Source organism: Aeromonas schubertii (assembly GCF_000820105.1).
In the GTDB taxonomy this organism is placed as follows: domain Bacteria; phylum Pseudomonadota; class Gammaproteobacteria; order Enterobacterales; family Aeromonadaceae; genus Aeromonas; species Aeromonas schubertii.
This window is the reverse complement of the sequence record NZ_CDDB01000017.1, coordinates 50,431-76,478: the sequence shown is the minus strand read 5'-3', so window position 1 is coordinate 76,478 and position 26,048 is coordinate 50,431. Positions and strand designations below refer to the sequence as shown.

The window sequence follows — 26,048 nt, the reverse complement described above, 5'->3', positions numbered from 1 at the left end:
GAGGAAGAGAGAGATGAAAGGGGAAGTGACCTGGGTCGAGGGCATGAAATTTGAAGGGGTCAGCGATTCGGGCCACCGCATCGTGCTCGATGGGGCCAACCCGGGCGAGGGGCCGAGCCCCATGGAGCTGGTGCTGATGGCCATCGGTGGCTGCAGCTCCATCGACGTGGTCTCTATTCTGGAGAAGGGGCGCCAGGCGGTGACTGGCTGCAAGGTCAACATTGACACCGTGCGGGCCGAGAGCGCGCCGCGGGTGTTCAAGAAGATCCATCTGGAGTTTGTGGTCACCGGTCAGGAGCTGGCCGAGAAGCAGGTGGCCCGCGCCGTCGATCTCTCCATGGAGAAGTACTGCTCTGTCTCGCTGATGCTGGAAAAATCGGTCGAGATCACTCACGGTTATCGCATCGTGGCCGCCTGAGCGCGGGAGCAACGGATTTACACACAACAAGAAGGAAGAGCAGATGAAAAGAGTGATGATGCTGTTGCCCGTGTTGGGACTGGCCGCCTGCAGTTCTCCCCAGCCGACCCGGTATGAGCAGGTGCAGTACCAGTGTGGCGAGCAGGCCCTGTCCATCGCCTTCGACCGTCAGGCCCAGACCGTGCAGTTTGAGCAGGGAGAGGTGTGGTACAAGCTGCTGCTGGCCGAGAGCTCCGAGCAGCAGGGTGATCGCTACAGCTTTGGTCTGACCGAGCTGTGGGTGAAGGACAAGCAGGCGACCCTCGCCCAGCAGGGGGCGACAGTGCTCACCTGCCGTCAGCCATAACGCGCCGTTGTGTGTAGCGACATGGCCTGCCGATGCAGGCCATGTTGTTATTGGCCGCCCGGCAGGGATGCCAGCATCTGGTTTATCCAACGCTGGCTGAAGCGGGCGCGCTCCTCATCGGGAATGCGGCTTCCTACCTCCAGCTGCATGGAGGCACTCCACACCGGCTTCTCGCTCTGGCTGTCGAGCAGCACCACGGCCAGGGTACCGGCTCGCCGTGCCTGATCTGTGATCTGTCCCGGTGTCATTCCAAGCCGGCTGAAGATCTCCCCATTCGAGATGTCGGCGGCGCCGGCGACGCCGATTGCCACCAGCACGTCGGCCCGATCCAGGCTATCCGGCTGCCAGCCGCGCTCCTTGAGACCCCGAACGACCGCCTCCTGCACCGGCGTCAGCCAGCTCTCGGCACTGGTTCCCGCGTACTGGTACTGCTCGGCCATGGCAAAGCGCACCGGCTGCCCATAGGGCCAGCTGACGGCGGGTTTGACCACCAGGGTTCCGGTGGAGGGGGGAATGCTGGCCGGCCCCGTGCTGCAACCGGCCAATAGCAGGGGAAAGAGCAGAAGCAGAGTGCGCATGACAAGACTCCCGGTGTCAGGTGATTTTGCCTGTCTCCAGCAACTGCTGGATCAAGGGCCGCAGGATCAGCTCCATGGCAAAGCCCATCTTGCCCCCCGGCACCACTATGGTGTTGAGGCGGGACATGAAGCTGCCATCGATCATGGAGAGCAGGTAGGGGAAGTCCACGTTCTTGATGCCGCGAAAACGGATCACCAGCATGCTCTCGTCCAGGCTCGGGATCACCTTGGCGCTGAAGGGGTTGGAGGTGTCGACCGTGGGGACTCGCTGAAAGTTGATATGGGTGCGGGAGAACTGGGGGGTGATGAAATTGATATAGTCATCCATGGATCGGACGATGGAGTCGGTCACCGCCTCCCGCGAATGGCCGCGCTCCGAGGTATCGCGTACCAGCTTCTGGATCCACTCCAGGTTGACGATGGGCACCACGCCGATGAGAAAGTCCACATGGCGGGCCACGTTGTGCTCGTCGGTGACCACGCCCCCGTGCAGTCCCTCGTAGAAGAGCAGGTCCGTCTCGTCGGGCAGGGTCTGCCAGGGGGTGAAGGTCCCCGGCATCTGGTTGAAGGGCACCGCCTCGTCGAAGGTGTGCAGATAGCGTCGGTATTGTCCCTGTCCACTCTGGCCGTACTCTTGAAAGAACTGCTCGAGCAGGGCGAAGTCGTTGGCCTCCGGGCCGAAGTAGCTGATGTGACGCCCCTGCTCCCGGGCCCGGCGAATGGCGACATCCATCTCGGGGCGGGTGTAGCGGTGAAAGCTGTCCCCCTCCACCACGGCCGCCTTGTAGCCCAGCTGATGAAACATGGAGCGAAAGGCGATGGTGGAGGTGGAGGTTCCGGCACCGGAGGAGCCGGTCACGGCGATGATGGGGTGTTTGGCCGACATGGGGAGTCCTCTTCCTTGATAATCTCCGTTATACGGGGCCGATGGGAAAGCGGTCAAGCCTCCCGGGGGAAGCGATCTCGCGGGATGATGTCCACGCTCTCGTGCAGTTCGCTGTAGACGACGACGGCACTGCCGCTCTCGAGCTGCAGGCGTACCGCGGCCACCTTCTCCTCCAGGCTGGCTTCCGCCTCCCCGTAGTCGGTGCCCTCGCGCAGCACGAACGATTCGATCAGGTTGTGCAGGGTATCGGCCTCTATGGCCTGCCAGGGGATGATCATGGAAGGGGCCCTCTGAAAAGAGGGCCTATTGTGCCCTGCACGTTGGGCTCTGCAACCCCTTTTTAGGGCATGACCTCTTGCAGCCATTGGTCGATCCGCTCGTCGAGCCAGAAACGCGGACGCCATGGGGTACCGTGCAGGAAGCCCACGTGGCCGCCGCGTCGGCTCAGCTCGTAGCGCACCAGGGGAGAGAGTTGCTCCGGGCGCGGGATCACGCTCTGTGACATGAAGGGGTCGTCGGCGGCGTGGAGGATAAGGGTGGGAATGGGAATCTGGGCCAGCAGTGGCAGGCCAGAGCAACGCTGGTAGTAGTGGCTGGCGCTCTCGAAACCGTGCAGGGGGGCGGTGACCCGCTCGTCGAAGTCGCGCAGGGTGGCGATCTGTTCCACCTGTTTCGGTTGCCAGCGCTCGCTCGCCCTCTGCTGCTGCCGGATCTTGCTCAGCAGATTGCGGCGCATGGTGCGCAGCAGGTAGGTCTGATAGACCCTGGAGAAGCCCTGGTTGACGCGATCGGCGCAGCTCTCCAATTGCAGCGGGGCCGAGACCACTACGGCCGCGGTCAGTGCCGCCGGGCAGGCACGAGCCAGCAGGTTGACCAACATGTTCCCCCCCAGGGAGAAACCGATGGCGATCAACGGCTTGCCCGCAAAGCGGCGGCTCAGCTCGGCGATGAGCTCCTGGGCATCCCGGATGGCGCCCGAGTGGTAGGCCTCGAGATGGCGGTTGGGTTCACCACTGCAGCCGCGAAAGTGCATCAAGACGGCTTCCCTTCCCTGTTGCTGCAGATGGGTGAACAGCCCCTTGGCGTAGTGGGAGTGGATGCTCCCCTCCAGGCCGTGAAAGACCACGATCAGAGGACGATTGTCGGGGGTGACAGCTCCGCTCCAGGCGAGATCGACGAAGTCTCCGTCGCTCAGCTCGAAGCGCTCGGCGATGAAGCGGGCCGGCATCCGGCGCAGCCACTTGGGTAAGATGGTTTGCAGATGAGGATTGAGGGCCCACCAGGGGGCCCGGAAGCGACTCTCTATTATCATTGTCCGACCAGCGTCTTGTGATGTTCGGCGCCGCGCAGCATGGCCTGGATCAGCTCGTTGGCCTCAAACTTGGTGAGCGCCTCGTGAGCCCCTACCTGATGGGCTCGCTCTACGCTGATCTCGCTCGAGAGGGAGGTGTGCAGAATGATGTAGGCCCCGGCGAGGCGGGCATCGTTTTGTACCTCGAAGGAGAGCTCATAACCATCGAGCCCGGGCATCTCTATATCGCTCACCAGGATGTCGATGGGAGCCCCCTGACTGGCGGCCTCCTGCATCAGGTTGAGGGCATCCTGTCCATTACCGCAGACCCGATAGGGGATGTTGATATAGTCGAGGGCGACCATCAGCTGCTTACGGGCCGCCGCCGAGTCATCCACCATCAGGATCTGCATGGGCTTGAGGATCTCCCGCTGCACATCGGTGAGCAGGGGATAGAGGTGGTCGGGGGCATCGGGGAAGACCCGGGAGAGGATCAGCTCCACGTCGAGCAGTTGCACCAGTTGCTCGCCAATACGGGTGACGCCGGTGACGAAGATGTTATGCCCAAGGCTCGCCGGTGGTGGCGTGATATCGCGCCAGTTGCACTCGCCGATCCGCTCTATGCCCCGCACCAGAAAACCGACCAGGGTGCGACGGCAGTCGGTGATGATGATGAAACAATCCTTGAACTCCTCTTGCCGGAGCGGTTGATAGCCCACCGCCTTGGCCATGTCGATGATGGGCAGGGTATGGCCGCGCAGGCTGACGGCGCCGAGCACGGTCGAATGGCTCTTGGGTATGGCGGTCAACGGTGTGTAGGGCACAATCTCTTTGACCTTGAGGGTGCCGATGGCAAACAGCTGTTGCCGGGTGAGTCGGAAAAGCAGCATCCCTTGCGACTGGTTCGCCTTGCTCTTCATGGTTGATATCCCGAGTAGATAGGAGAGAGGGCGCTCCTAGCATAACGAAAAAAAGGAGTCATGGGGCGGGTGCTCTCTCAAAAGTGTTATCCGGAGACAATGGTGTTTGCTGGGGCTTTTCCGGAGCCGGCCTCAGCGTTGGGACTTTCCCACATGGCTCTCCACGATGCGGTTGATGCCGTCTTGCTGGCGCAACTGGTGCAGGGCGCGATCAAACTGCTTCACAAACTGCTCCTTGAAGGGAAAGGCCTTGTCGTTGGCCGCATAGCCCAGAAAGCCCTGTTCACGGGTTACCACCGGGCCCTGGCGCAGGCGACCCATGTCTTCGAGGGCGAGGTGGCCATCCTTTATCATGGTCAGCATCTCGGCCAGCAGAGAGAGCTTGTCATTGATGGTGCAATCGACCCGACCACGCAGGATCTTGAGCAAATTCTCACGGTTGCTCTTGGCCTCTTCCTGCTCAATTTTGCCGGCAGAGACCGCCTCCCAGAAGGCTTTTCCTCCGATGGCAAAGCCCGCATTCATGCCAAAACGCAGGCCGAAATAGTCGTCGGGAAAGCGAGCCTCGTCGGTGTTGCTGGCGAGCTTGTCGCTACAGAGCACCACCACCTCCTCGTCGAGCAGGGGTTGGGAGTAGGGCCAGATCCAGGGGCGTTCCTCCTGATTGTAATAGGGGGGCAGCACGGCAAAGGCCTTGCCCTGTTCCACCATGCTAAGAGCCCGGCGCCAGGGCACGGGCTTGAGTACCAGTTCAAACTCGGGCATCGCCTTGGCCACTTCCCGCACTATGTCGGGATAAATGCCACGTGCCTCCTGGCCCTCCTGCCAGGAGTAAGGGGCATAACTGGAGTCCGTCAAGATCTCGACCCGGGTGTTGGCCTCGACACAGGTCACCGCCAGAACCATCAACCACCATGCTTTCATGGTTTGCCTCCTCTGCTCACTGTTAACAGCATAGGGGAGGCGTGGCGATCACTCCTGTAGCCAGCAGGCTAATTCTTGTTGCCAGCTCAGTTCATCCGGGTAGCCCAGCGCCGCGAGTACGGGGGCGATAGCTTGCCCTCCCTTGAGCTGACGATCGGCACGGATCAGGCGATACTGGGCCACCAGTGCCGCCAGATCCTCACTCACCTCGGCGGGGATGAGCCCCTGGTTGAGCCCTTGCCACTCCTGTTGCAGCGTCGTGGGTGTCGGCTCAGGGTGCAGCGGGTGACGCAGCAGCAGGTCGGACAGGACCCGCAGACGATCCCCATAGGGGCCTTGCCACTCTCGCTCCTCTTGCCATTGGGTCAGATCGTCGAGCAGGGCCTCGAGCAGGGGGGAGGGGCGCAGCCAGCCCGACAGGGAGGGCTGGGGTTGACGTACCGAGAAGCGAGCCTCCCGCCATTGGCTACCGCGCAAGGGCGTGAAGGCGGCCAGGCAGTCGGCCGGGAGCCAGAAGCACTCCCCGTCACAGAGCAGTTGCTCCCGGTTGCCAAGGCGCAGTAACCCCATGCCGTGGCGAACCTGCAGCAATCGTCCCTGGGGAAGGCGCAGGCGCTTGCCAAAGGAGAGGGCGGCCGCGTGACCGGTGAGAAATTCGATGGCGTGATGCATGAGGAAACCCTGATATGATGCTGCCGGGAGGTAACACAAATGGAAACCCGACGTAAAAAACGCTTTATCGCCGGGGCGGTCTGTCCCGCCTGCGGCAAAATGGACACCATGATGCTGTATCTGGAGCATGGAGTCGAGAAGGTGACCTGTAGCGAGTGCGGTGACACTCAGGTGCGCCCCAGCGAAGAGGTGACCCGGGTGACCCGGGCAGAGGAGGAGGTGATCGGCGTCTTTCGCCCTTGATGAGGCATAGGCGAGGCGGTGGTTTTCGGTTATGCTTGGGCCGTTTTTTCACTCAGCAGGATTCCTGACATGAAAGTAGCTCCCCTGAGCGTAGTTACGCTGGAATACACGGTTACCGACGAGCACGGCGAGGTGATCGATACCACGGTCGGCAAAGAGCCGCTGGTTTATATGCACGGTACCCGTTACCTGGTCTCCGGCCTGGAAGCGGCTCTGGAAGGTCGCGCCGTGGGCGATGCCTTTGAGGTGACCCTGAGCCCCGAGCAGGCCTACGGCGAATACGATGAGGGGCTGGTTCAAGAGGTTCCCGGTGAGCTGTTTGACGGCATGGATGTCGCCGAGGGTGATACCTTCGTGGCCGAGACCGACGATGGCCACCGTCCGGTGACCGTGGTCGAGGTCTCCGAGGCGTTCGTCAAGGTCGATGGCAACCATCCCCTGGCGGGCGTGACCCTGGGCTTCAAGGTCGAGATCAAGGATGTGCGTCCGGCCACCGCCGAAGAGCTGGCTCATGGCCATGTTCATGGTGAAGGTGGTTGCGGCGGTCATCACCATCATGATCACGACCACGATCATGACCACGGCGGCTGCTGTGGCGGTGGTCACCACCATCATGATGACGAAGAGCAAGGCCATGGCGGCTGCTGCGGTGGTGGCGGTTGTGGTGGCAAGGGCCATCATCATTGATAGCCAGAATGACAAAAGCCCGCGTGATGCGGGCTTTTTTGTCGCCGCTCAGTAGTGAGGCGGCGGTGTCTCTTCGGCCATGCTGGCAATCTGGGTCGGCTGCATCGCCTTGAACTTATCTGCCAGCAGATGGACCAGTTGGCGCATCTTGTCGAGTTCGCGCCCCTGCACCGTCACCTCTTCGTTGAGCTGCTCCACCGTGTATTCGGCGTAGGCCAGACGGCTCTCCAGGGTTTCGATGCGTTCGAGCAACTGCTGCTTTTCCATAACCTTCCTTTACTTGAGGCTCCAGGTCTCGGCCAGGCCGCTGGAGCTGACAGTGACAACCCGGCTATTGTCGCCCAAAGCCACGCCATAGACCACAGCGCTGGAGGGGCGGGGGCCTTCTCTGGGGGTGACCAGCCACTCGTCCAGAGGGGCTCCGTCACTCACCCGCCACAGGTTGGCCTGGCGTGAGGGCGAGCCGGTCAGCAGCCACTGGCCGTCGTTGACGAACCGGGCGGCGCTGTAGATCTCCTGGCGATGCTTCATCTGCAACCGGCTCACCTCTTTGCCGCTGACCAGCTCCCAGATGCGAGCCTGGCCCATGCTGCTGGCGGTAAAGGCATAGCGCCCCCGGGGATCGAGGCGTACCAGGGTGACCCGACTGCCATGGTTGAAGCGATGGATCACCTGACCGCTTTGGGTGTCCCACAGGTAGGCGGTGTAATCATTACCCCCGGTCAGGGCATAGCGGCCGTTGGCGGAAAGGTCTACGGTATTGACCTGCTCGCTGTGGCCAAGGAACTGCAAGCGTCGGCCTGTGGTGAGGTCTACAAACTCCGCCTTGCCATCCTCGCGTCCAATCAGCACGAAGCGCCCGCTCTCCGAGAGGGTGATGTCGCGCAGACGTGATTCGGGCAGGGAGTAGAAGCCGACCGAGTGGCCATCCGCGAGGCTCCAGAGCGAGAAGGTGGTGGGGGTGGCCGTGACCGCATGGCTTGCAGCGGGGGAGAAGCGGGTGACGAAGACCAGGTTGCCATCCGGGGAGGGCATCTCCCAACGATAGCGTTGCCTGTCTTCTTTCAGGTCCCACACCGTCATCTGCTGAGCCGTGGAAACCAGTGCCGTGTGGCTATCGGCAGAGAGATCGGCGGTCAGCGCCCCCTGGTAGGAGAGTTCTCGGGTCTGCTGGGGCTGCACCGCGTTTTTGTCGCAGCCATAGAGCAGCAGGGGGCACAACAGAAATAGGATGGCACTTTTTTGCATTTTTCCTGTCTCATGCTCTTGTTCGCCCGAATTCGAGGGTTAGTATAAGGCGTTTGTTGCCATAAACCTCTCATTTCAAGAAGGAATCGAGAGCGGTTTTACGTTTTGGAGAAACTGATGAACAAATTTCTGAAGATGTCCCTGCTGGCTGCTGCCGTATCCGTAGGTCTGACTGCGTGCCAGAAGGACGAGAAGCCGGCGGCTCCCGCCGAGACCAAGACCGAAGCCGCCAAGCCGGCCGAGGGTGCCAAGGCCGACGCCAAGAGCTTTGAGGAGCAATCCGGTTACGCCATCGGTCTCTCCATGGGGCGCTATATCGCCAATACCCTGGAGCGTCAGCAGGAGCTGGGTATCAAGCTGGACAACAGCGTCATCCTCAAAGGGGTGACCGACGGTCTGGCCAAGAGCGCCTCCATGAGCGACGAGGAGATCCAGAAGGCCCTGCAGGCCTATGATGCCAAGATCAACGAGCTCTCCAAGGTCAAGGCCGAGCAAGAGTCTGCCGACAACCTGAAGAAGGGTGAGGCCTTCCTGGCCGATAACGCCAAGAAGGAAGGGGTCAAGACCACCGAATCCGGCCTGCAGTACCAGGTCGAGAAGATGGGTGAGGGCGCCAAGCCCAAGGCCACCGATATCGTCAAGGTGCACTACACGGGTACCCTGATCGACGGCACCAAGTTCGACAGCTCGGTCGATCGTGGTGAGCCGGCCACCTTCCCCCTCAACCAGGTGATCCCGGGTTGGACCGAAGGCGTGCAACTGATGCCGGTCGGCTCCAAGTTCAAGTTCGTCCTGCCGTCCAAGCTGGCCTATGGCGAGCACGGTGCTGGCTCCATCCCGGCCAACTCCGTACTGGTGTTTGACGTTGAGCTGCTGGCCATCGAGAAGCCGGCTGCCGACGACGCCAAAGAGCAGGCCAAGAAGTAAGCCATTGCCATGATGAAGAGACAGGGCCTGCGGGCCCTGTCTTGTTTTCGGCAAGGTGTTACACTGCCCCCTTTGCCGGGGGCATGGAATCAGGAGTGAGCATGAGCCAGGACTGGGGAGTCGATCTGGGTGGCACCAAGATGGAGTGCGTGGTGCTGGAGGGGGACAGGGTGGTGCTGCGCGAGCGGCAGGCCACTCCCCGCGATCAGGGGTATGCGGGCATCCTTGAGGGGATAGCTACCCTGGTCGAGCGCTGTGTGGCCATGCTGGGAGCTCGCCCCGAGCGGCTCGGCATAGGGACTCCCGGGGCACGGGATCCCCAGACCGGGGTGATGAAGAACTGCAACACCACCGAGCTCAACGGCCGTCCCCTCAAGGAAGATCTGGAAGCCAGACTCGCCATGCCTGTCCTCATCGCCAACGATGCCAACTGTTTCGCCCTGGCCGAAACCCACCTGGGCGCCGTGCGTGATCAGTTTCCCGAGGCGCGGGTGGTGTTTGGCATCATCATGGGCACCGGGGTCGGCTCCGGAATAGTGGTCGATGGTCGCATCCTCAACGGTCACCACGGCATCGCCGGCGAGTGGGGCCACAACGTGCTCTCCCCCGACGGTCCCGAGTGTTACTGTGGCAAGCGCGGCTGTGTCGAGACCTTCATCTCGGGTCCGGCCCTGGAGGCCTGGTACCGGGAGAAGAGCCAGCGCCTGCTCCACTTGCCCCAGATTGCCGCAGCGGCCTCTCACGATGCCCATGCCCGTCAGACCCTGGACCGGTTGCACCGCCTGTTTGGTCAGGCCATCGCCAACGTGGTCAACATCCTCGACCCCGATGTCATCGTCATCGGTGGCGGTGTCGGCAACATCGAGAGCCTGTACAGCGCCGGACGCCAGAGCGTGTTGCCTTATCTCTTCAACCCCAGATTCACCACCCCTATCATCAGGCCAACCCTGGGTGACAGCGCCGGCGTATTCGGTGCGGCCCTGCTGGCCAGAGGCACCTTCAAGGAGGCTTTGCTCCGATGATCCGCATTGCCATCAACGGCTATGGCCGCATCGGCCGCAACGTGCTGCGCGCCCTCTACGAGAGCGGCCGCGACAAGAACATCAAGATAGTGGCCATCAACGAGCTGGCCGATCCCAAGGCCATGGCGCACCTCACTCGCTATGACACCAGTCACGGTCGTTTCCGCTTCCCGGTCGAGCTGGCGGGCAACAGCATGCAGGTGGGCGAGGATCTCATCCCCCTGTTTGCCGAGAGTGATCCGGCCAATCTGCCGTGGCGGGCACTGAAGGTTGATGTGGTGCTGGACTGCACCGGCGTGTTTGGCTCGCGCACGGATGCCGAGAAGCATCTGGCGGCGGGGGCTGGCAAGGTGCTCTTCTCCCATCCGGCCGATGCGGATGTGGACGCGACCATCGTCTACGGGGTCAATCACGGGGTGCTGAGCGGGCGTGAACGGATCGTCTCCAACGCCTCCTGTACCACCAACTGCGTGGTCCCCGTCATCGAAACATTGCATCGAGAATTCGAAATAAATTGTGGTACTATTACTACAATTCACTCATCCATGCATGACCAGCAGGTGATCGACGCCTACCACGGTGATCTGCGCCGAACCCGGGCCGCCAGCCAATCCATCATCCCGGTGGACACCAAGCTGGCCAAGGGGCTGGAGCGTATCCTGCCCCACTTCGCCGGCAAGTTCGAAGCGATCGCGGTACGGGTGCCCACCATCAATGTCACCGCCATGGATTTGAGTATCACGGTGCGAAAAAAAGTGTCGGTTTCTGACGTAAATCAAGCCCTGCAACGGGCATCCAGAGGTACATTACTGGGTATTCTGGATTACACGGAAGAGCCCCTGGTCTCCGTCGATTTCAATCATGATGCCCATTCGTGCATCATTGATGGTACCCAGACCCGGGTGAGCGATGCCAACCTCGTCAAGATGTTGATGTGGTGCGATAACGAATGGGGCTTCGCGAATCGGATGCTGGATACCACCCGGGCCATGATGGTTGCAGGCTGAGCCTGCCCCGGGGACAAGGTTACTGTTTTTAACATTACCTGGAAAAATATAGAGGACTGAATATGTCTGTTATCAAGATGACCGACCTGGATCTGGCTGGTAAACGCGTCCTGATCCGTGCTGACCTGAACGTGCCGGTAAAAGACGGCAAGGTCACCTCCGATGCACGGATCAAAGCCACCCTGCCGACCATCAAGCTGGCGCTGGAGAAGGGTGCCAAGCTGATGATCACCTCCCACCTGGGTCGTCCGACCGAAGGCGAGTACAACGAAGAGTTCTCCCTGCAACCGGTCGTCAACTATCTGAAAGACGCTCTGTCCTGCGAAGTTCGCCTGGCCAAGGATTACCTGGATGGCGTGGACGTCGCCGCCGGTGAGCTGGTCGTTCTGGAAAACTGCCGTTTCAACAAGGGTGAGAAGAAGAACACCGAAGAGCTGGCCAAGAAGTACGCCGCCCTGTGTGACGTCTTTGTAATGGATGCATTTGGTACCGCCCACCGCGCCGAAGGCTCCACCTACGGTGTGGCTCAGTACGCGCCGGTTGCCTGTGCCGGCCCGCTGCTGGCTGGTGAGCTGGAAGCCCTCGGCAAGGCCATGGACAACCCGGCTCGTCCCATGGTTGCCATCGTCGGTGGCTCCAAGGTCTCCACCAAGCTGACCGTACTGGAGTCCCTCTCCAAGATCGCTGACCAGCTGGTGGTCGGTGGTGGCATCGCCAACACCTTCATCGCCGCTGCCGGTCACAACGTCGGCAAGTCCCTGTGCGAGCACGACTTGATCGACACCGCCAAGAAGCTGGCTGCCGAGACCTCCATCCCGGCCACCACCGACGTGGTCGTGGGTAAAGAGTTCTCCGAGACCACCCCGGCCACCACCAAGTCTGTGGCTGACGTGTCTGACGACGACATGATCTTCGACATCGGTCCGGATTCCGCCAAGGCCCTGGCCGACATCATCATGAACGCCAAGACCATCCTGTGGAACGGTCCGGTCGGCGTGTTCGAGTTTGACCAGTTCGCCAAGGGTACCGAAGTGATCGCCCGCGCCATCGCCGAATCCCCGGCCTTCTCCATCGCTGGCGGTGGTGACACACTGGCCGCCATCGACAAGTTCGGCATTGCCGACAAGGTCTCCTACATCTCCACCGGCGGCGGCGCCTTCCTGGAGTTTGTAGAGGGCAAGAAGCTGCCGGCCGTCGCCATCCTGGAAGAGCGCGCCAAAGCCTGATCGTGACCCGAAACGGGGGGCAAAAGCCTCCCGTTTCGTCTATCATGTGCCCGCCCATGCCGGTTCATGATGAACCCCCACAATTTTTTATCGGCATACGAGAATAGGACGAGAAACATGTCTAAGAAGATTTTCGACTTCGTAAAACCCGGCGTTATCACCGGTGATGACGTTCAGAAGGTATTCGCTGTCGCCAAGGAGAACGGCTTTGCCCTGCCGGCGGTCAACTGCGTCGGTACCGACTCCGTCAACGCCGTGCTGGAAGCGGCCGCAAAGGTGAAGGCTCCGGTCATCGTTCAGTTCTCCAACGGCGGCGCCGTCTTTACCGCCGGTAAGGGTCTGAAGCTGGAAGGTCAGAAGGCTGCCATCATCGGTGCCATCTCCGGTGCCAAGCACGTTCACGCCGTGGCCGAAGCCTACGGTGTGCCGGTGATCCTGCACACCGACCACGCTGCCAAGAAGCTGCTGCCGTGGATCGACGGTCTGCTGGAAGCCGGCGAGAAGCACTTCGCCGAGACCGGCAAGCCGCTGTTCTCCTCCCACATGCTGGATCTCTCCGAAGAGTCTCTGGAAGAGAACATCGACATCTGCTGCGAGTACCTGACCCGCATGGCCAAGATGGACATGACTCTGGAGCTGGAACTGGGTTGCACCGGTGGCGAAGAAGATGGCGTGGACAACAGCCACATGGATCAGTCCGCCCTATACACCCAGCCGGAAGACGTGGCTTACGCCTACGAGCGTCTGTCCAAGATCAGCCCGCGCTTCACCATCGCTGCCTCCTTCGGCAACGTGCACGGTGTTTACAAGCCGGGTAACGTCAAGCTGACCCCCTCCATCCTGGACGCCTCCCAGAAGTACGTCTCCGAGAAGTTTGGTGTGCCGGCCAAGAGCCTGGACTTCGTGTTCCACGGTGGCTCTGGCTCCACTCTGGAAGAGATCCGCGAGTCCATCTCCTACGGCGTGGTGAAGATGAACATCGACACCGACACCCAGTGGGCGACCTGGGAAGGTCTGCTGAACTTCTACAAGAAGAACGAAGCTTACCTGCAAGGCCAGCTGGGCAACCCGGAAGGTGCCGACAAGCCGAACAAGAAGTACTACGACCCGCGCGTATGGCTGCGTGAAGGCCAGACTTCCATGATCAAGCGTCTGGAGCAGGCTTTCTCCGACCTGAACGCCATCGACGTACTGTAATTCGTTACAGCACCTCGATTGCATGAAAAGGCGCCCTTCGGGGCGCCTTTTGTTTTTGTTTGATAAACATCACAGCCGGAGTAGTGGGCATAGCGGCCAAATTCGTTTAGTTTGGTAAACATCTTATTCACTGGCAGGATGCTGATGATGACCCCTGGAGCACAGGAACACCCCCACTCTTACTACGCCGCAACCCGCAATGACGACACCCTCTGGCCCGAACTGGAGGGGGAGATCCGCGCCGATGTCTGCGTCGTCGGGGGGGGCTTTACCGGCCTCAACACCGCCATCAATCTGGCCGAACTCGGCTATGACGTGGTTCTGCTGGAGGGGCGACGCATCGGCTGGGGAGCGTCCGGGCGCAATGGTGGCCAGCTTATTCGCGGGGTTGGCCACGATACCAGCCAGTTCGCGCGCTATATCGGAGAGGAAGGGGTGCGCGAGCTGGATCGGATGGGGATCGAGGCGGTGCAGCTGGTCAAGGATCGCATTGCCCGTTTCGGGATTGAGTGTGATCTCACCCTGGGTTATTGCGATCTGGCAACCAAGTGGCGCCACCTGGTGGATTTCGAGGCGGCCCAGCGTCACCTGGAATCACTCGATTACCCCTTCGAGGTGCGCCAGGTGCCGAAGGAGGAGATCCACGCCATCGTCGGCTCGGATCGCTACATAGGTGGCATGGTGGATATGGGCTCTGGCCATCTGCATCCCCTCAATCTGGCCCTCGGTGAGGCCCGCGCCGCCGCCTCTTTAGGTGTGCGCCTGTTCGAGCACTCCCAGGTGACGCGGGTTGACTACGGTAGCAAGGTCAGGGTGACCACTCGCCATGGAAGGGTCGAGGCCGATACCCTGGTGCTCGGTTGCAACGCCTATCTCAACGAACTGGATCGGGAGCTGGGGGCCAGGGTGCTGCCGGCAGGCTCCTATATTCTGGCTACCGAGGTACTGCCCAAGCGGGTCCGTGAGCGGCTGCTGCCGCAGAATATGGCGGTGTGCGATCAGAATGTGGCGCTGGACTACTATCGTCTCTCGGCGGACGGTCGCCTGTTGTTCGGGGGAGCCTGCAACTACTCTGGGCGCGACCCCAAGGACATCAAGACCTTCATGCAACCCAAGCTGCTACGGGTCTTCCCCGAGCTGGCCGAGACCGCCATCGAGTTTCAATGGGGAGGGATGATTGGTATCGGCGCCAACCGATTGCCGCAGATCGGGCGCTTGCCGGATCATCCCAATGTTTACTACGCCCAGGCTTACTCGGGGCACGGGGTCAATGCGACCCACCTGGCTGCCAGCCTGCTCGCCGAGGCGATCCATGGCCACAGCCGGGGCTTCGATCTCTTCGCCGCCGTGCCCCATCTGCGCTTCCCGGGGGGACCTCATCTGCGCTCCCCCCTGTTGGCACTTGGTATGCTCTGGTACCGTCTCAAGGATCTGCTCTAAACGGGGTCGGCTGTCAGAGCCGGTACATGAGCCCGGTGCTGACGGCGAGCATGGTCGAGTCGTAGAAGTCGATATCGGCGTCGGCACTGCCCCACGAGGCGCTTACGAAGACGCTGAGCGGCTCAACCCCGAACAGACGGTGCCAGAAGAAGGTGCTGCTGGCGCCCCATTCGTTGGCATCGGCCTTCTGGCCGTAGATGGGGTTGGCCTCGTCGTAGTGGCGCCACCCCCCGTAGAGGTTTGACACCAGGCTCCACTGTGGTCCGCGCAGGGCATGGGTCAACTGCAGATGCAGGGTGTCGCTGCGCTCGGCGGCACCATCGAGCTCTGCCCGCTTGTAGATGAGGGCCGGGCTCAACAAGTGGCCCGAAGGCAGCTGCCAGTCGTAGGAGAATTCGAGTCGGTGCAGATCGCCGTTGCGATCGAGCATGGCCGCCTGCTCCTGGCTCAGTTTCCCCTGGCTCACCAACTGCCGGCCACTCTGCTCGTCGTCGACCTGGCTGCGTCGCCAGGTGTAGGCCGCATTCACCTTGCTGTGGCCTATGTTGTCCCAGCCCAGCCGCACACCCCGGGTGCTGTAGTCGGTTTCGCTGCGCTCACCCGAGACGAAATAGGGATCGCTCCAGGTCTCGGTGGGCATGGCCGAGAAGACATAGCCGGCCGAGAAGATGCCCAGATTGCCCCACTGCTGGCGAATGCCCAGCTGCTGGGTGAGATCGTAGCGCACCGCATCCTGGATCAGGTTACCCAGGAAGATCTGGGTACCGGTCTCGGCGAAGGTGTAGCGAAGATCGGCCCCGAACAGGGGCTTGAGAGCGTCATGCCGGGATGGGCTGGTGTCGAGCGCATCCAGGCGTGAGTCCCCCTTGTCTCCCTTGAAGAGATTGGATTCATACTGGCGGGCCGTCACGCCCCCCATGACGAACCCGGAAAAACCGGATTGGGTGGGGATGGTGGTCACATCGGCCAGCGCCGGGTGAGCGCCGAGCAGGGCCAGTGGCAGCAAGGCATATTTCATTCAGTGGTCTCCTGAGCAGGGTGGGGATCGGGCGCGCATGATAGCCATCTGTGATGAATCCGGGATGACCAGGGCGCGACCCGGCCCATATTAAATCAATTCCCTGCGAGCTGGGCGACATTCGGGCAGGTGAGTCCGGGCGCGCCGACTGGTATGCTGTTGGCCAAATATGAGAAGGGATCGGATGGATGAAGCAGATCAAGTCGTGGGCCCAGTATTACGTCGACCTGATGACCAAGCTCGGTCTGGTGCGTTTCAGCATGTTGCTGGCGACCGGCATCATAGTGTTGGCGGTGTCGATACAGATGGGGGTGACCCTGTTTTTACGCAATGCGGTCGACATGGTCGATCTGGTGCGTTCCATCTTCTTCGGCCTGCTGGTGACCCCCTGGGCCGTCTACTTTCTCTCCATCGTGGTCGACCAGCTGGAAGACTCCCGCCAGCGCCTGAGTCGTATGGTGACCAAGCTGCAGGAGATGCGTGAGCGGGATCTGGAGCTTAACCGCCAACTGCAGGAGAACATCACCCGCCTCAATGCCCAGATTGGCCAGACCCAGCAGTTGGAGAAGGCCCGCCAGCAGGCCATCGAGGATCTCGAAAACGAGGTGTTCCAGCGGGAGAAGGCCCAGCTCCATCTGGAGGAGCGCACCGCCCTGCTGCGCTCCTTTATCGACTGCTCACCGGATCTGGTCTATTACCGCAACGAACAGGAGCAGTTCTCCGGCTGTAACCGGGCCATGGAGGAGCTGACCGGGCGCAGCGAGTCGGAGCTTATCGGTCTCACCCCGTTCGATGTTTACAAGGCTGATATCGCGGCCCGTATCGTGGAGACGGATCGCAAGGTCTTTAACGACGACAGTCCGCTCACCTATGAGCAGTGGCTGGAGTATCCGGACGGGCGCAAGGCCTACTTCGAGCTGCGCAAGGTTCCCTTCTACGATCGCTTCGGCAAGCGCCTGGGCCTGCTCGGCTTTGGCCGTGACATCACCGAGCGCAAGCAGTATCAGGACAAGCTGGAGAAGGCGAGCCGCGACAAGACCACCTTCATCTCCACCATTAGCCACGAGCTGCGTACACCGCTCAACGGCATCGTGGGCTTGAGCCGCATCCTGCTCGATACCCCCCTCGACGAGACCCGTCATCAGCAGCTCAGGACCATCCACCTGAGCGCCGTGACCCTGGGCAATATCTTCAACGACATCATCGATCTGGACAAACTCGACCGCCGTCGCCTCGAGATAGCCCCGGCCCGTCTCGAGCTGCCGGCCTTCCTCGACGAACTCGAAACCCTGTCGCGTATTCAGGCGGAGCAGAAAGGGCTCTATCTGCATTTCGACCGGGATGGGGATGTGCCTCGCTTCGTCATGGCCGATGGCACCCGGTTGCGACAGATCCTCTGGAACCTGGTGGGCAATGCGGTCAAGTTTACCGACGAGGGCGGCGTGACGGTGCGTTGTCTGGTTCATCCGGGTGACGACGAGCAGCGATTGGCGCTGCACTTCGAGGTGGAGGACACCGGCATCGGTATCGCCCCGGCGGAGCAGGAGAAGATCTTCGCCATGTACTATCAGGTCAAGGGGGAGCAGAAGCACGCCATCGGCACCGGCATCGGTCTGGCGGTCTCGCGTCAGCTGGTGGAGGCCATGGGGGGCTGTCTCATGGTCGACAGCGATCAGGGAGAGGGGGCCTGTTTCACCGTGGAGCTGGAGGTCGATCTGGCCGATGCCCCGGAGGCACCGGGGGAGCTTGGCGAGATACCGAGCCTCGATATCCTCCTGGTGGAGGATGTGGAGCTCAACATCACGGTCGCGAGTGCCCTGCTGCAGAAGTTTGGCCACAGGGTCGAGGTGGCCCGAAACGGGGCCGAGGCCCTGGCCAAGGCCAATCCGGATGATTTCGATCTCATCCTGCTCGATATTCAGCTACCCGATATGACCGGCTTCGATATCGCCCGCATTCTGCTCGAGCGATACGGGGAGGTGTTGCCCCCCATGGTGGCCCTCACCGCCAATCTGGTGACCGATCGCCAGACCTACCTCGATGCCGGCATGGTCGATGTGCTGCGTAAACCCATCGGTTCGGCGGCGGTACGCCATGTGCTGGGGCGGCTGTTTGCAGGCATGGATGAGGAGGCGCCGCTTGAGAGCGGTGGCAGCGGTGTGCTCGATCTCGCCTTCCTGGAGGATTATGCCGGGGCGGTGGGCAAGCCGCTGATGCGATCCAGCGTCGATCTCTTCGAGAAGATGATGCCCGACTATATGGCGGTGCTCGACTCCAACATGACGGCGCGGGATCAGAAGGGGATTGCCGAGGAGGCGCATAAAATCAAAGGGGCCGCGGGCTCCATCGGGCTGCGCCGCATTCAGGGGCTGGCCCAGCAGATCCAGAGCCCCGATCTCCCCGCCTGGTGGGAGAACGTGGAGGACTGGATCGAGGCGATGCGCCGTGAATATCCGGCGGATCTCAAGGCGCTGCGGCGCTGGCTAGAGAGCTGAGGAGAGACCCATGTATGCACGTTTGATCCCCCCCCTGCGCTCTTTACGGCCGGTCGGGGAGGGGTTGCTCGAGGCGACCGAACGGGATCGGGCCCGCATTGTCCAGGCAGCGCCCGTGCGTCGGTTACAGCAGAAGACCCAGGTCTTTCCCCTGGATGTGAAGGCGTCGGTACGCAGCCGTCTCACCCACTCCCTCGAGGTGCAGGAGACGGGTCGTCAAATAGCCAGGCAGATCCTGGCGGCACTGCCCGATGCCGGAGTGCCTTCGCTGGTCTTCATCAACCTGGTGGAGATGGCCTCGCTGCTGCACGACGTGGGCAACCCCCCTTTCGGTCACTTCGGGGAGCAGGTGATAGGGCAGTGGATGCAGACCCATCACGATCGCTGCTACCTTGCGGCCTTGGGGCAGGCTAACCTCCCCCGGTGGCTCCCGTTTCGGGAGGACCTCTGCCACTTCGACGGCAATGCCCAGAGCCTGCGGCTGGTGCACTCATTGCACGAGCTGGATCTCACCCAGGGGCAGCTGGCGGCCCTGTGCAAGTACCCGGGGGAGGGCAAGGGAGAGGGATGGCAGGCCAAGTGCGGTGTCTACCTGAGTGAGCGCCCGCTTATCGCCGGGCTGTGGCACTCCCTCGGCCTGGAGCCCGGGGCTCGCCATCCCCTCGCCTATATCATGGAGGCGGCCGACGATATCTCTTACTGCATCGCCGATCTGGAGGATGCGGTGGACAGGCGCATTCTTTCCAGCGAGACGCTGCAAAAGGCGCTGCGCGAGAGTGCCGAGCCCTACCTTGGCGAGCTGATCGAGGAGGCGCTGGCGACGGACACGCGCTTCTTCGCCCCGTTTCGGGAGCAGCTCACCGCCGAGTTGGTGGCGTTGGCCGCCCGGACCTATCTGGCCGAGCACGAGGCGATCCTGGCCGGACGTTACCCTCGCCCCTTGCTCCACGGTCAGACGGCGCCAGCCAGGGCGCTGGATCGCCTGCGCCAGGTGGCTCGCGAAGAGGTCTTCCTGAGGCCAGAGGTGGAGGCGCTGGAGTTGGAGGGCTATGCGGCCCTGCGCACCGTGCTGGATACCTACGGAGAGTTGTTGGCGCTGCCGACCGACCGTTTTCAGGGGCTGCTGGCCGGTGACAGCCAGGGGCTCTTCGTGCTGCGCCGCCTGGTGCATCGCCTCTCGGCCCGCCATATCCGGGCCTATCAGCGTGCCATCGCCTGTGCGGATCCCCGTTTCCCCGATCCACCGCATCAGGAGTGGTATTACAGGGTCAGGCTGCTGCTCGATTACGTGAGCGGTATGACGGACACCTATATTCAGCAGGAGTATCGCCTGCTCTGTGGCCTGTGACCCCCAAATGGGGTGAGTCCGATTGCCATGGGGGCATCGTTTTTTTAGACTGCTGCAACCTGTTCAACCTTTCATCTACGAGGAGACGATCATGAATCAACTCATGACCCAACAAGCGACCTCACTGCGCCATCTGAGCGCGGATGCGTGCGCACGTCTCTCGCGTGGGATGAGCAGGGAATAACCCCCCCTTTTAATCATCACCCGCGACACTTTCGCAGGGTGATGTTCCTCTCTCCGGGAGTGCCGACGGGCTCTGACGGAGATCTTTTATGTCTATCGAACTGGTTCTGCTGCGTGGCGTGGAAAGCCTGGTACAGCGTCGTATTGCCCGCATCGAGCGTCGCCTCATGGCGGTTCATCTCTCCCCGGCTCTGCTCCGTGACATCGGGCTGGAGGGGCGTGAGCAGGGGCCGGCCGTGAACCTGATCCTGGAGCGGCAATATCAAACCGGCTTTCGCCTTGGGAATCGAATACGGTAATCCCGGGGGGGCGTTTCCCCCGGACCCGAAGCAAGGGGAGGCGAAGCCTCCCCATTTTATTCCGCTAAAGGATTCAGGCGGGGATTTCATTCGCTGCCAACTGGTTTTATTGTTTTTTTATTATTCAAATTGAGAAAAAACACTATTATTGCCGGCCATTTAACATGAAACATTCACGATGCGTACCCTCTGCTTAAAAGCTCTTCTGTTATGGCTGCTGCTGCCCGTGTGGGCGGGGGCGGTCGAGCGTCCCTCTGGAATTGGTGCCGAGAGGGGGCTGAGTGCCTGGCTGAAGGTACACACCGAATTAAGCATGGGGGTACCTGCCAAGGGGTGGCCGCCCTATCTCTACATCGATGGCAGAGGGGGATTCAGTGGTCCTCTCATCGACTTTTCCCAGCATCTCGCACAGGTGTTGGGGGTCACTGTGCATTTTCGTCCCTATCTCACCTTCCATCTGGCCCAGGAGGCGGTGACCCGGGGGGAGGTTGACCTGCTCTTCGGCTTTGCCGGCCCTGCGGGCAAGGGGGCTGAGCGGTTGGAGCTGGGACTGCTCAATATCCCCAGGGCTCTGTTACTGCGGGACGGAACCCCTGAGCCGACGCAACAACAAACGGCCGTGATGCGAGTCGGTTGTGAGCGCGCCAGTGCCAACTGTGAGGCCTTGCGTGGATTGGGGATGGGGCTGGTGGTCGAGGTCGACAGCGATCAGGAGGGCGTGTTGCTGGTCAAGCGGCAGCTCCTCGATGCTTATGTGGCCGATTTGCCGACCCTGAGATGGTATCAGCACTTCACCTCATCGCCCCTGCTGGTGGTCACGCCTGCCTGGCTGGATCCGATGCATCTCTCCATCTCTATCGCCACTCGTGAGCCCATGCTGAAGAGGGCGATTACCTGGGGCATGAACCAGATCCCCCTCGATGAGAGAAAGGCCATCTTTGAGGCCTCGCCGTTGGGGGAGTTGGGAAGTGCCCAAGCGCCTTACAATGCCAGCTTTACCCGCGCCCAGCGGGATTGGCTGTTGGACCATGGCCCCTTGCGTTTCGCCATCGCGCCGGATTGGCCCAGCTTTAGCGAGATCGATAAAAACGGTGAGCTGCGCGGCTATCTCAGCGATCTGCTGCGTCTGATAAGGCAACGTACCGGACTGAATTTTACTCTGGTGCCGACCCGCTCCTGGGAGGAGAGTCAACGACTGCTGCGGGAGGGGAAGGTGGACTTTCTCCCAGCCATGACGCCCACACCGGTGCGCCGTCGCTCTATCCTTTTCACACCTGACTATGCCAGCGTGAAGCGGGTAGTGGTGGGCCGGCTGGGGGCCACCGAGCTACCGAGCCTCGACCTGCTAAGGGGCAAACGGGTGGGGATGGTCGCCGCCTCGGTCGAGGGTGAAATGCTCGATGCGGTTGGGGCGACCACCGTCCTGGTGCCCAGCGATACCCAGTTATTGGCACTGCTCGATGCGGGCCGTGTCGATTATGTGCTGATGAGTATCAGTACCCTTCAGGACTCCATTGCCAGGGGATTTAACCAGCGCTATGTGTTGGTCTATTCGGGTGAAGAGCTCAATCTCCCCATCGCCATGGGCGTACTTCGCCAGCGGGAGTTGCTGCAGCAGATCCTGAGCAAGGCCCTGCTGACGGTGAGCCGGGAAGAGCTCACTACACTGGAAAAACGCTGGCTCAGTCTGACCATACAGACGGGGGTGAACCGTGAGCGGGTTCTCTTCTGGGGAGGGATCGCTGGGGGGCTCTTCCTGCTTTGTAGTCTCATCTTCTTCGGTTGGAACCGTACCCTGCGCCGGCAGATAAGCCAGCGCCTCGAGGCGGAGCAGCGTCTGGCCGAGCAACTGGCCTTCGTGCAGATGCTGCTTGATACCCTGCCCAATCTGGTGGTGCTGACCAACGCACATCACGAGATCACCATGTCCAATCGAGCCTATCGCAATCTCTTCTTCGGCGGCCGCGATCTCAAGGGGAGCTACCACCACCTGCTCAAGGACAACCTGCCCGAAGCGATACGGGAGAGGGTGATGGCCGAAGACACCCGGGTCTGGGAGAGTGGTATCGAGATCAATGGCCACGGGGAGGTGCAGCTCCAGGATGGTGTGGAACACGAGATGCTCTATACCAAGCGGCGGCTGTCGGGGGCCGATGGCAAACAGCTGGGTATTCTGACCGTGCTCACCGACATCACCGATTTGCGTCAGGCCCAGCGCCATGCCCGGGAGATGGAGTCCAGGCTGACCCAGTTGACCGACAACGTACCGGGCTTCGTCTACCAGTACCATTACCTGGGTCTCAATGTCGGTGAGTTTCTCTATGCCAGCGCCGGGATCGAGCCCTTGCTGGGGATACGCCGTGATCTCTTGTTGCAAACCAGCGGTTTTCACCAGGCGCTGGAGCTGCACGGTTATGCTCTTGATCTGGATCGCTTCGGCCCCCAGCTGGCACATCAGGTCGAGACCGAACATCGCCTCGATCTCGTATTGCCTATCACGGCCCCCTCCGGTGAAGTGCTCAACTTCCAGGTCAAGGGGAGGGTCGACCCCCTGCCCGATGGCAGCTTCATGCTCTATGTCATGGTGCAAGATATCACGGCGCTGACCCGTCAGGCCCTGGAGCTGCAGCAGGCCCGTAACACGGCCGAGCGTGCCATGCAGGCCCGTAGCCGTTTCCTGGCCACCATGAGCCATGAGCTGCGCACCCCCATCTCGGGCATGCACGGCATGCTGGAGCTGCTGCAGATGAGTGCACTGGATGAGGACCAGCGTTATCTGCTCCACAACGTGGTCGCCTCGACCAACAACCTGCTCTATCTGGTCAACGATATACTCGACTTCTCCAAGATAGAGGCCGGTCAGCTCCATCTGGATGTTCAGCCCTGCGAGCTGTGCCGCATGGTGTGTGACGTGGTGCGGGGCCATGCGGCCAAGGCCCATGGCAAGGGGCTTGCCGTCGAGCTGCTGTGGGGAGAGGGAGTCCCCGACAGGGCCGACCTGGACGCGATTCGGGTGGGGCAGGTGCTCTCCAACCTGCTCAGCAATGCGGTAAAATTTACCGAGCGGGGGAGTATTCGGATCGCGGTGGAGGGGGATGGCGCCCTGCTGCGGGTCACCGTATCCGACAGCGGTATTGGTATTGCCTCCGAGAAGCAGTCGCTCCTCTTTACCCCCTTCGAGCAGGTGGAGTCCGATATTTCCCGCCGTTATGGGGGGACTGGTCTGGGATTGGCTATCTGCCACCAGTTGATCGCGCAGATGGGGGGGGAGTTGACGCTCGTCAGCGCCCCGGGAGAGGGGACCTCGGTGACCTTCACCCTCCCCTTGTCCTCCCCGTGGAGTACGCCACCCTCTCTGCAGGGAAGGCGCTGGTGGGTATTGGGGGAAGCCTCCTGGCATCCTCTGCTGACGCGTCAGGGAGCCATCTTGCAGTTGGTCGATCGGCAGCAACTGGGCTCTCTCGATGACGGCTTCCTGCTGGCCGATGAGGCGGAGCTGGAGGCGGTGCTCGGTGCCCGCGAGTCGGAGCGGTTGCGCAGCCGCATGCAGGGAGGCATCATCCTCTCCCCCCGCGAGGCGGTGCGAAGCCGCCTGGACAAGCAGTGGTGGCGTCTTGGCACCCAGCCTCTCTACCCTGATCTGTTGCTGGAGAGCTGTCAGCAGTTGTTGGCCCCCAGCCGTAGCGATGTCATGGCCAAGCGAGCGCCAGGGCGCCTGGTGGGCCGAGTGCTGGTCGCCGACGATCATCCGATCAATCGCGCCCTGATTGCCCGCCAGCTGGAGACCCTGGGGGTGACGGCCACCGTGGTGGAAGAGGGGGAGCAAGCCCTTGCCGTCTGGCAGAGAGAGCCGTTTGACCTGCTGTTGACCGATTGCCACATGCCGGTGCTCGATGGCTACTCCCTGACCCGGCGCCTGCGTCAGCAAGGGGATGAGCGCCCCATCATAGGGGTGACGGCCGACACCTCGGGAGAGGCGGTGGCCAAGATGGCCTACTCGGGGATGAGTGACAGCCTGTTCAAACCTTACACCCTGGAGACCCTGTGGCAGATGCTCTCCCAATGGTTGCCGACGACGGCAGTGACCGGGCCGACTGTCACAGAGGATCCCCAATATGCTGAATTGGCTGATAATTGGATAAGGTTGTTTGGCGATGTCGCGACGGCGGGCGCCATGGCTCAAGAGTTTATCGCCTCCAATCGCCAGGATGGGCGGGTGATCGAAGAGGCCGTGGAGCACAGGGAGGCCGCTCCCCTCATCGAGGCGGCACACCGGGTCAAGGGGGCTGCACGGATGGCGGGATATGAGTCGTTGGCCGATGAGGCCGCCAGGCTGGAGAGTGTGGCGCGTCTACGTCAATGGGACAGGGTTGCCCCTCTGGCACAGAGCGTTTGGCAAATGATGCAGCAAATCGAAAACGACATTGGACTATGGCTCGATGAACAATAGACAGCACGATGTGGTGATTCTGGTGGTGGAGGATCATGCCTTCCAGCGCAAGGCGTTGTTGCACCAACTCGGCGGACTGGGGTACAGCCGGTTGCTGGAGGCCGCCGATGGCGAGCAAGCCTTGGCCATCTGTGACAGCCAACCGGTGGATATCCTCTTTTGTGATCTGCGAATGCCCGGTATGGACGGGATGGCCTTGCTCAGGCGCCTCTCCCTGAGCGGTTTTCACGGTGGCATCATCCTCTCCAGTGCGCTCGAGGAGGATGTGGTGGGCGCCGTGCTGCGCATGAGCAGTGCCTACGGTCTGCAGGTGTTGGGGCGGTTGGAAAAACCGGCCAGTCAGGCCCGGATCCGGCAGATGATCGAGAGCTGGAGGCCCCATCCCGTTCGGGGCAAGGAGGCGGGAGCGAGGCAGGAGATAGATCTCGACGATCTGCGCAGGGCCCTGGAATACGGTGAGCTGCTCCCCTGGTATCAGCCCAAAGTCTCCTTCTCCAGCGGGGAGTGGGTCGGCCTCGAGGCGCTGGCGCGCTGGCTCCACCCCGAGCAGGGGCTGATCATGCCCTCCCGCTTTATCCCTCTGGCGGAACACTCGGGGCTTATCGATGAGCTGACCGAGCAGATCATCCGGGCCACCCTCAAGGATGGTCACCTCTGGCAGGAGACGGGGCTCTCTCTCAACCTGTCGATGAACCTCTCGACCACCTCCCTCATCGAGGGGGATCTGTGTGCCATCCTGATCGACCAGTGTCAGCGCTGGAGCATCAACCCCGAGCTGATCACCCTGGAGGTGACCGAGAGCGCCTTCGTCAAGGATCTGGGCCAGTCCCTCGAGGTGCTGACTCGCCTTCGGATGCACGGCTTTGGCCTCTCCATCGACGATTTTGGCACCGGTTACTCCTCCATGCAGCAGCTGGCGTTGCTCCCCTTCACCGAACTCAAGCTGGACCGCTCCTTCGTGGATGGCTGTTATCGGGACCCTTCCCGCCTTGCCATCATTGAGTCGAGCATCGAGCTGGCTCGCAAGCTGGGGCTCAAGTCGGTGGCCGAGGGGGTTGAGGACATAGAGACCTGGCAGCAACTGGCCAGTTTGGGGTGTGATGTCTGCCAGGGCTTCTTCTCCGGGCGCCCCATGCCCAGAGAGAAGCTGCAGGAGTGGCACCGGGAGTGGCAAGAGGTCATCCCCCGCCTGAGTGGTGAATAGGGCGCAGGATGCGCCATAA

The 26,048-nt window shown here is 61.6% G+C and carries 25 protein-coding genes; 15 read left to right on the top strand and 10 right to left on the bottom strand.

What is annotated here, in order from left to right; translation table 11 throughout:
* The first annotated feature begins 13 nt into the window (after nt 1-13).
* On the top strand, nt 14-418 hold the full coding sequence (locus BN1133_RS03670) for an OsmC family protein (protein ID WP_050665201.1): 405 nt from the start codon (nt 14-16) through the stop codon (nt 416-418).
* 43 nt (nt 419-461) lie between these two features.
* Nucleotides 462-764, top strand: a complete 303-nt coding sequence (locus BN1133_RS03665) for an MliC family protein (RefSeq protein ID WP_050665200.1) — start codon at nt 462-464, stop codon at nt 762-764.
* 47 nt (nt 765-811) lie between these two features.
* On the opposite strand, the gene BN1133_RS03660 is transcribed toward BN1133_RS03665, so the two are convergent.
* The 7 genes from BN1133_RS03660 to BN1133_RS03630 all read right to left on the bottom strand — a co-directional run bounded on the left by BN1133_RS03660 (nt 812) and on the right by BN1133_RS03630 (nt 6,035).
* Nucleotides 812-1,342: a DUF4136 domain-containing protein gene (locus BN1133_RS03660; RefSeq protein WP_050665199.1), complete on the bottom strand. Its 531-nt coding sequence runs from the start codon at nt 1,340-1,342 to the stop codon at nt 812-814.
* A gap of 16 nt (nt 1,343-1,358) precedes the next feature.
* Entirely contained in the window at nt 1,359-2,228 is an 870-nt protein-coding gene (locus BN1133_RS03655; protein WP_050665198.1) for a phosphoribulokinase, read from the bottom strand.
* Between the two features lie 53 nt (nt 2,229-2,281).
* Nucleotides 2,282-2,506, bottom strand: coding sequence for a YheU family protein (locus tag BN1133_RS03650; protein ID WP_050665197.1), 225 nt, complete (start codon nt 2,504-2,506; stop codon nt 2,282-2,284).
* Nucleotides 2,507-2,568: 62 nt separating this feature from the next.
* Nucleotides 2,569-3,540, bottom strand: a complete 972-nt coding sequence (locus BN1133_RS03645; RefSeq protein WP_050665196.1) for a hydrolase — start codon at nt 3,538-3,540, stop codon at nt 2,569-2,571.
* Nucleotides 3,537-4,439 (bottom strand): chemotaxis protein, encoded by a 903-nt coding sequence (locus tag BN1133_RS03640; protein WP_050665195.1) that lies wholly within the window; start codon nt 4,437-4,439, stop codon nt 3,537-3,539. The genes BN1133_RS03645 and BN1133_RS03640 overlap by 4 nt, the downstream gene beginning before the upstream one ends.
* A 132-nt stretch (nt 4,440-4,571) precedes the next feature.
* On the bottom strand, nt 4,572-5,363 hold the full coding sequence (locus BN1133_RS03635; RefSeq protein WP_050665194.1) for a substrate-binding periplasmic protein: 792 nt from the start codon (nt 5,361-5,363) through the stop codon (nt 4,572-4,574).
* 48 nt (nt 5,364-5,411) lie between these two features.
* Nucleotides 5,412-6,035: a hypothetical protein gene (locus BN1133_RS03630; RefSeq protein ID WP_050665193.1), complete on the bottom strand. Its 624-nt coding sequence runs from the start codon at nt 6,033-6,035 to the stop codon at nt 5,412-5,414.
* Between the two features lie 39 nt (nt 6,036-6,074).
* Here BN1133_RS03630 and BN1133_RS03625 point away from each other — a divergent pair, with 39 nt between their 5' ends.
* Both BN1133_RS03625 and slyD read left to right on the top strand, forming a co-directional pair.
* On the top strand, nt 6,075-6,278 hold the full coding sequence (locus tag BN1133_RS03625; protein ID WP_050665192.1) for a YheV family putative zinc ribbon protein: 204 nt from the start codon (nt 6,075-6,077) through the stop codon (nt 6,276-6,278).
* A gap of 69 nt (nt 6,279-6,347) precedes the next feature.
* Complete coding sequence (gene slyD, locus BN1133_RS03620; protein ID WP_050665191.1) at nt 6,348-6,965, top strand: peptidylprolyl isomerase; 618 nt, start codon at nt 6,348-6,350, stop codon at nt 6,963-6,965.
* A gap of 48 nt (nt 6,966-7,013) precedes the next feature.
* On the opposite strand, the gene BN1133_RS03615 is transcribed toward slyD, so the two are convergent.
* Both BN1133_RS03615 and BN1133_RS03610 read right to left on the bottom strand, forming a co-directional pair.
* Nucleotides 7,014-7,232: a SlyX family protein gene (locus BN1133_RS03615; protein WP_050665190.1), complete on the bottom strand. Its 219-nt coding sequence runs from the start codon at nt 7,230-7,232 to the stop codon at nt 7,014-7,016.
* Nucleotides 7,233-7,241: 9 nt separating this feature from the next.
* Entirely contained in the window at nt 7,242-8,213 is a 972-nt protein-coding gene (locus BN1133_RS03610) for a WD40 repeat domain-containing protein (protein ID WP_050665189.1), read from the bottom strand.
* Between the two features lie 117 nt (nt 8,214-8,330).
* Between BN1133_RS03610 and fkpA the strand changes: the two genes are divergently transcribed.
* The 6 genes from fkpA (at nt 8,331) to BN1133_RS03580 (ending at nt 15,032) form a co-directional block, all read left to right on the top strand.
* Complete coding sequence (gene fkpA / locus BN1133_RS03605) at nt 8,331-9,140, top strand: FKBP-type peptidyl-prolyl cis-trans isomerase (RefSeq protein WP_050665188.1); 810 nt, start codon at nt 8,331-8,333, stop codon at nt 9,138-9,140.
* A gap of 101 nt (nt 9,141-9,241) precedes the next feature.
* Nucleotides 9,242-10,162: an ROK family protein gene (locus BN1133_RS03600; protein ID WP_050665187.1), complete on the top strand. Its 921-nt coding sequence runs from the start codon at nt 9,242-9,244 to the stop codon at nt 10,160-10,162.
* Nucleotides 10,159-11,169, top strand: a complete 1,011-nt coding sequence (gene epd / locus BN1133_RS03595; RefSeq protein ID WP_050665186.1) for an erythrose-4-phosphate dehydrogenase — start codon at nt 10,159-10,161, stop codon at nt 11,167-11,169. The genes BN1133_RS03600 and epd overlap by 4 nt, the downstream gene beginning before the upstream one ends.
* A 62-nt stretch (nt 11,170-11,231) precedes the next feature.
* Entirely contained in the window at nt 11,232-12,395 is a 1,164-nt protein-coding gene (locus tag BN1133_RS03590) for a phosphoglycerate kinase (protein ID WP_050665185.1), read from the top strand.
* Nucleotides 12,396-12,512: 117 nt separating this feature from the next.
* Nucleotides 12,513-13,592: a class II fructose-bisphosphate aldolase gene (gene fbaA / locus BN1133_RS03585; protein WP_050665184.1), complete on the top strand. Its 1,080-nt coding sequence runs from the start codon at nt 12,513-12,515 to the stop codon at nt 13,590-13,592.
* A 147-nt stretch (nt 13,593-13,739) separates the two neighbouring features.
* A complete protein-coding gene (locus BN1133_RS03580) occupies nt 13,740-15,032 on the top strand; it encodes an NAD(P)/FAD-dependent oxidoreductase (protein ID WP_169793525.1) in 1,293 nt (430 codons plus the stop codon).
* Between the two features lie 13 nt (nt 15,033-15,045).
* Here the strand turns inward: BN1133_RS03580 and BN1133_RS03575 are convergent, their stop codons facing one another.
* On the bottom strand, nt 15,046-16,050 hold the full coding sequence (locus BN1133_RS03575; protein WP_050665182.1) for a DUF2860 family protein: 1,005 nt from the start codon (nt 16,048-16,050) through the stop codon (nt 15,046-15,048).
* A 188-nt stretch (nt 16,051-16,238) separates the two neighbouring features.
* Between BN1133_RS03575 and arcB the strand changes: the two genes are divergently transcribed.
* The 5 genes from arcB to BN1133_RS03550 all read left to right on the top strand — a co-directional run bounded on the left by arcB (nt 16,239) and on the right by BN1133_RS03550 (nt 26,029).
* Nucleotides 16,239-18,545, top strand: coding sequence for an aerobic respiration two-component sensor histidine kinase ArcB (arcB, locus tag BN1133_RS03570; RefSeq protein ID WP_050665181.1), 2,307 nt, complete (start codon nt 16,239-16,241; stop codon nt 18,543-18,545).
* A 10-nt stretch (nt 18,546-18,555) separates the two neighbouring features.
* Nucleotides 18,556-19,893: a dGTPase gene (dgt, locus tag BN1133_RS03565; RefSeq protein ID WP_050665180.1), complete on the top strand. Its 1,338-nt coding sequence runs from the start codon at nt 18,556-18,558 to the stop codon at nt 19,891-19,893.
* 272 nt (nt 19,894-20,165) lie between these two features.
* Nucleotides 20,166-20,375, top strand: coding sequence for a hypothetical protein (locus BN1133_RS03560; protein ID WP_050665179.1), 210 nt, complete (start codon nt 20,166-20,168; stop codon nt 20,373-20,375).
* Nucleotides 20,376-20,553: 178 nt separating this feature from the next.
* The gene (locus BN1133_RS03555; RefSeq protein ID WP_050665178.1) at nt 20,554-24,825 is read left to right on the top strand and encodes an ATP-binding protein; all 4,272 of its coding nucleotides are present in this window, start codon (nt 20,554-20,556) and stop codon (nt 24,823-24,825) included.
* Nucleotides 24,815-26,029, top strand: coding sequence for an EAL domain-containing response regulator (locus BN1133_RS03550; RefSeq protein ID WP_050665177.1), 1,215 nt, complete (start codon nt 24,815-24,817; stop codon nt 26,027-26,029). Before BN1133_RS03555 ends, BN1133_RS03550 begins: the two co-directional genes overlap by 11 nt.
* The last annotated feature ends 19 nt before the right edge of the window (nt 26,030-26,048 follow it).

What these genes read in the sequence shown, in the direction of transcription:
- BN1133_RS03575 (WP_050665182.1), bottom strand. Translation starts at nt 16,050, where the DNA reads ATGAAATATGCCTTGCTGCCACTGGCCCTGCTCGGCGCTCACCCGGCG.
- BN1133_RS03635 (WP_050665194.1), bottom strand. Translation starts at nt 5,363, where the DNA reads ATGAAAGCATGGTGGTTGATGGTTCTGGCGGTGACCTGTGTCGAGGCC.
- BN1133_RS03625 (WP_050665192.1), top strand. Translation starts at nt 6,075, where the DNA reads ATGGAAACCCGACGTAAAAAACGCTTTATCGCCGGGGCGGTCTGTCCC.
- BN1133_RS03660 (WP_050665199.1), bottom strand. Translation starts at nt 1,342, where the DNA reads ATGCGCACTCTGCTTCTGCTCTTTCCCCTGCTATTGGCCGGTTGCAGC.
- slyD (WP_050665191.1), top strand. Translation starts at nt 6,348, where the DNA reads ATGAAAGTAGCTCCCCTGAGCGTAGTTACGCTGGAATACACGGTTACC.
- dgt (WP_050665180.1), top strand. Translation starts at nt 18,556, where the DNA reads ATGTATGCACGTTTGATCCCCCCCCTGCGCTCTTTACGGCCGGTCGGG.
- BN1133_RS03665 (WP_050665200.1), top strand. Translation starts at nt 462, where the DNA reads ATGAAAAGAGTGATGATGCTGTTGCCCGTGTTGGGACTGGCCGCCTGC.
- fbaA (WP_050665184.1), top strand. Translation starts at nt 12,513, where the DNA reads ATGTCTAAGAAGATTTTCGACTTCGTAAAACCCGGCGTTATCACCGGT.
- BN1133_RS03555 (WP_050665178.1), top strand. Translation starts at nt 20,554, where the DNA reads ATGCGTACCCTCTGCTTAAAAGCTCTTCTGTTATGGCTGCTGCTGCCC.
- fkpA (WP_050665188.1), top strand. Translation starts at nt 8,331, where the DNA reads ATGAACAAATTTCTGAAGATGTCCCTGCTGGCTGCTGCCGTATCCGTA.
- BN1133_RS03640 (WP_050665195.1), bottom strand. Translation starts at nt 4,439, where the DNA reads ATGAAGAGCAAGGCGAACCAGTCGCAAGGGATGCTGCTTTTCCGACTC.
- BN1133_RS03650 (WP_050665197.1), bottom strand. Translation starts at nt 2,506, where the DNA reads ATGATCATCCCCTGGCAGGCCATAGAGGCCGATACCCTGCACAACCTG.
- BN1133_RS03600 (WP_050665187.1), top strand. Translation starts at nt 9,242, where the DNA reads ATGAGCCAGGACTGGGGAGTCGATCTGGGTGGCACCAAGATGGAGTGC.
- BN1133_RS03590 (WP_050665185.1), top strand. Translation starts at nt 11,232, where the DNA reads ATGTCTGTTATCAAGATGACCGACCTGGATCTGGCTGGTAAACGCGTC.
- BN1133_RS03610 (WP_050665189.1), bottom strand. Translation starts at nt 8,213, where the DNA reads ATGCAAAAAAGTGCCATCCTATTTCTGTTGTGCCCCCTGCTGCTCTAT.
- BN1133_RS03580 (WP_169793525.1), top strand. Translation starts at nt 13,740, where the DNA reads ATGACCCCTGGAGCACAGGAACACCCCCACTCTTACTACGCCGCAACC.
- BN1133_RS03615 (WP_050665190.1), bottom strand. Translation starts at nt 7,232, where the DNA reads ATGGAAAAGCAGCAGTTGCTCGAACGCATCGAAACCCTGGAGAGCCGT.
- BN1133_RS03550 (WP_050665177.1), top strand. Translation starts at nt 24,815, where the DNA reads ATGAACAATAGACAGCACGATGTGGTGATTCTGGTGGTGGAGGATCAT.
- BN1133_RS03670 (WP_050665201.1), top strand. Translation starts at nt 14, where the DNA reads ATGAAAGGGGAAGTGACCTGGGTCGAGGGCATGAAATTTGAAGGGGTC.
- BN1133_RS03645 (WP_050665196.1), bottom strand. Translation starts at nt 3,540, where the DNA reads ATGATAATAGAGAGTCGCTTCCGGGCCCCCTGGTGGGCCCTCAATCCT.
- BN1133_RS03560 (WP_050665179.1), top strand. Translation starts at nt 20,166, where the DNA reads ATGTCTATCGAACTGGTTCTGCTGCGTGGCGTGGAAAGCCTGGTACAG.
- BN1133_RS03655 (WP_050665198.1), bottom strand. Translation starts at nt 2,228, where the DNA reads ATGTCGGCCAAACACCCCATCATCGCCGTGACCGGCTCCTCCGGTGCC.
- arcB (WP_050665181.1), top strand. Translation starts at nt 16,239, where the DNA reads ATGAAGCAGATCAAGTCGTGGGCCCAGTATTACGTCGACCTGATGACC.
- BN1133_RS03630 (WP_050665193.1), bottom strand. Translation starts at nt 6,035, where the DNA reads ATGCATCACGCCATCGAATTTCTCACCGGTCACGCGGCCGCCCTCTCC.
- epd (WP_050665186.1), top strand. Translation starts at nt 10,159, where the DNA reads ATGATCCGCATTGCCATCAACGGCTATGGCCGCATCGGCCGCAACGTG.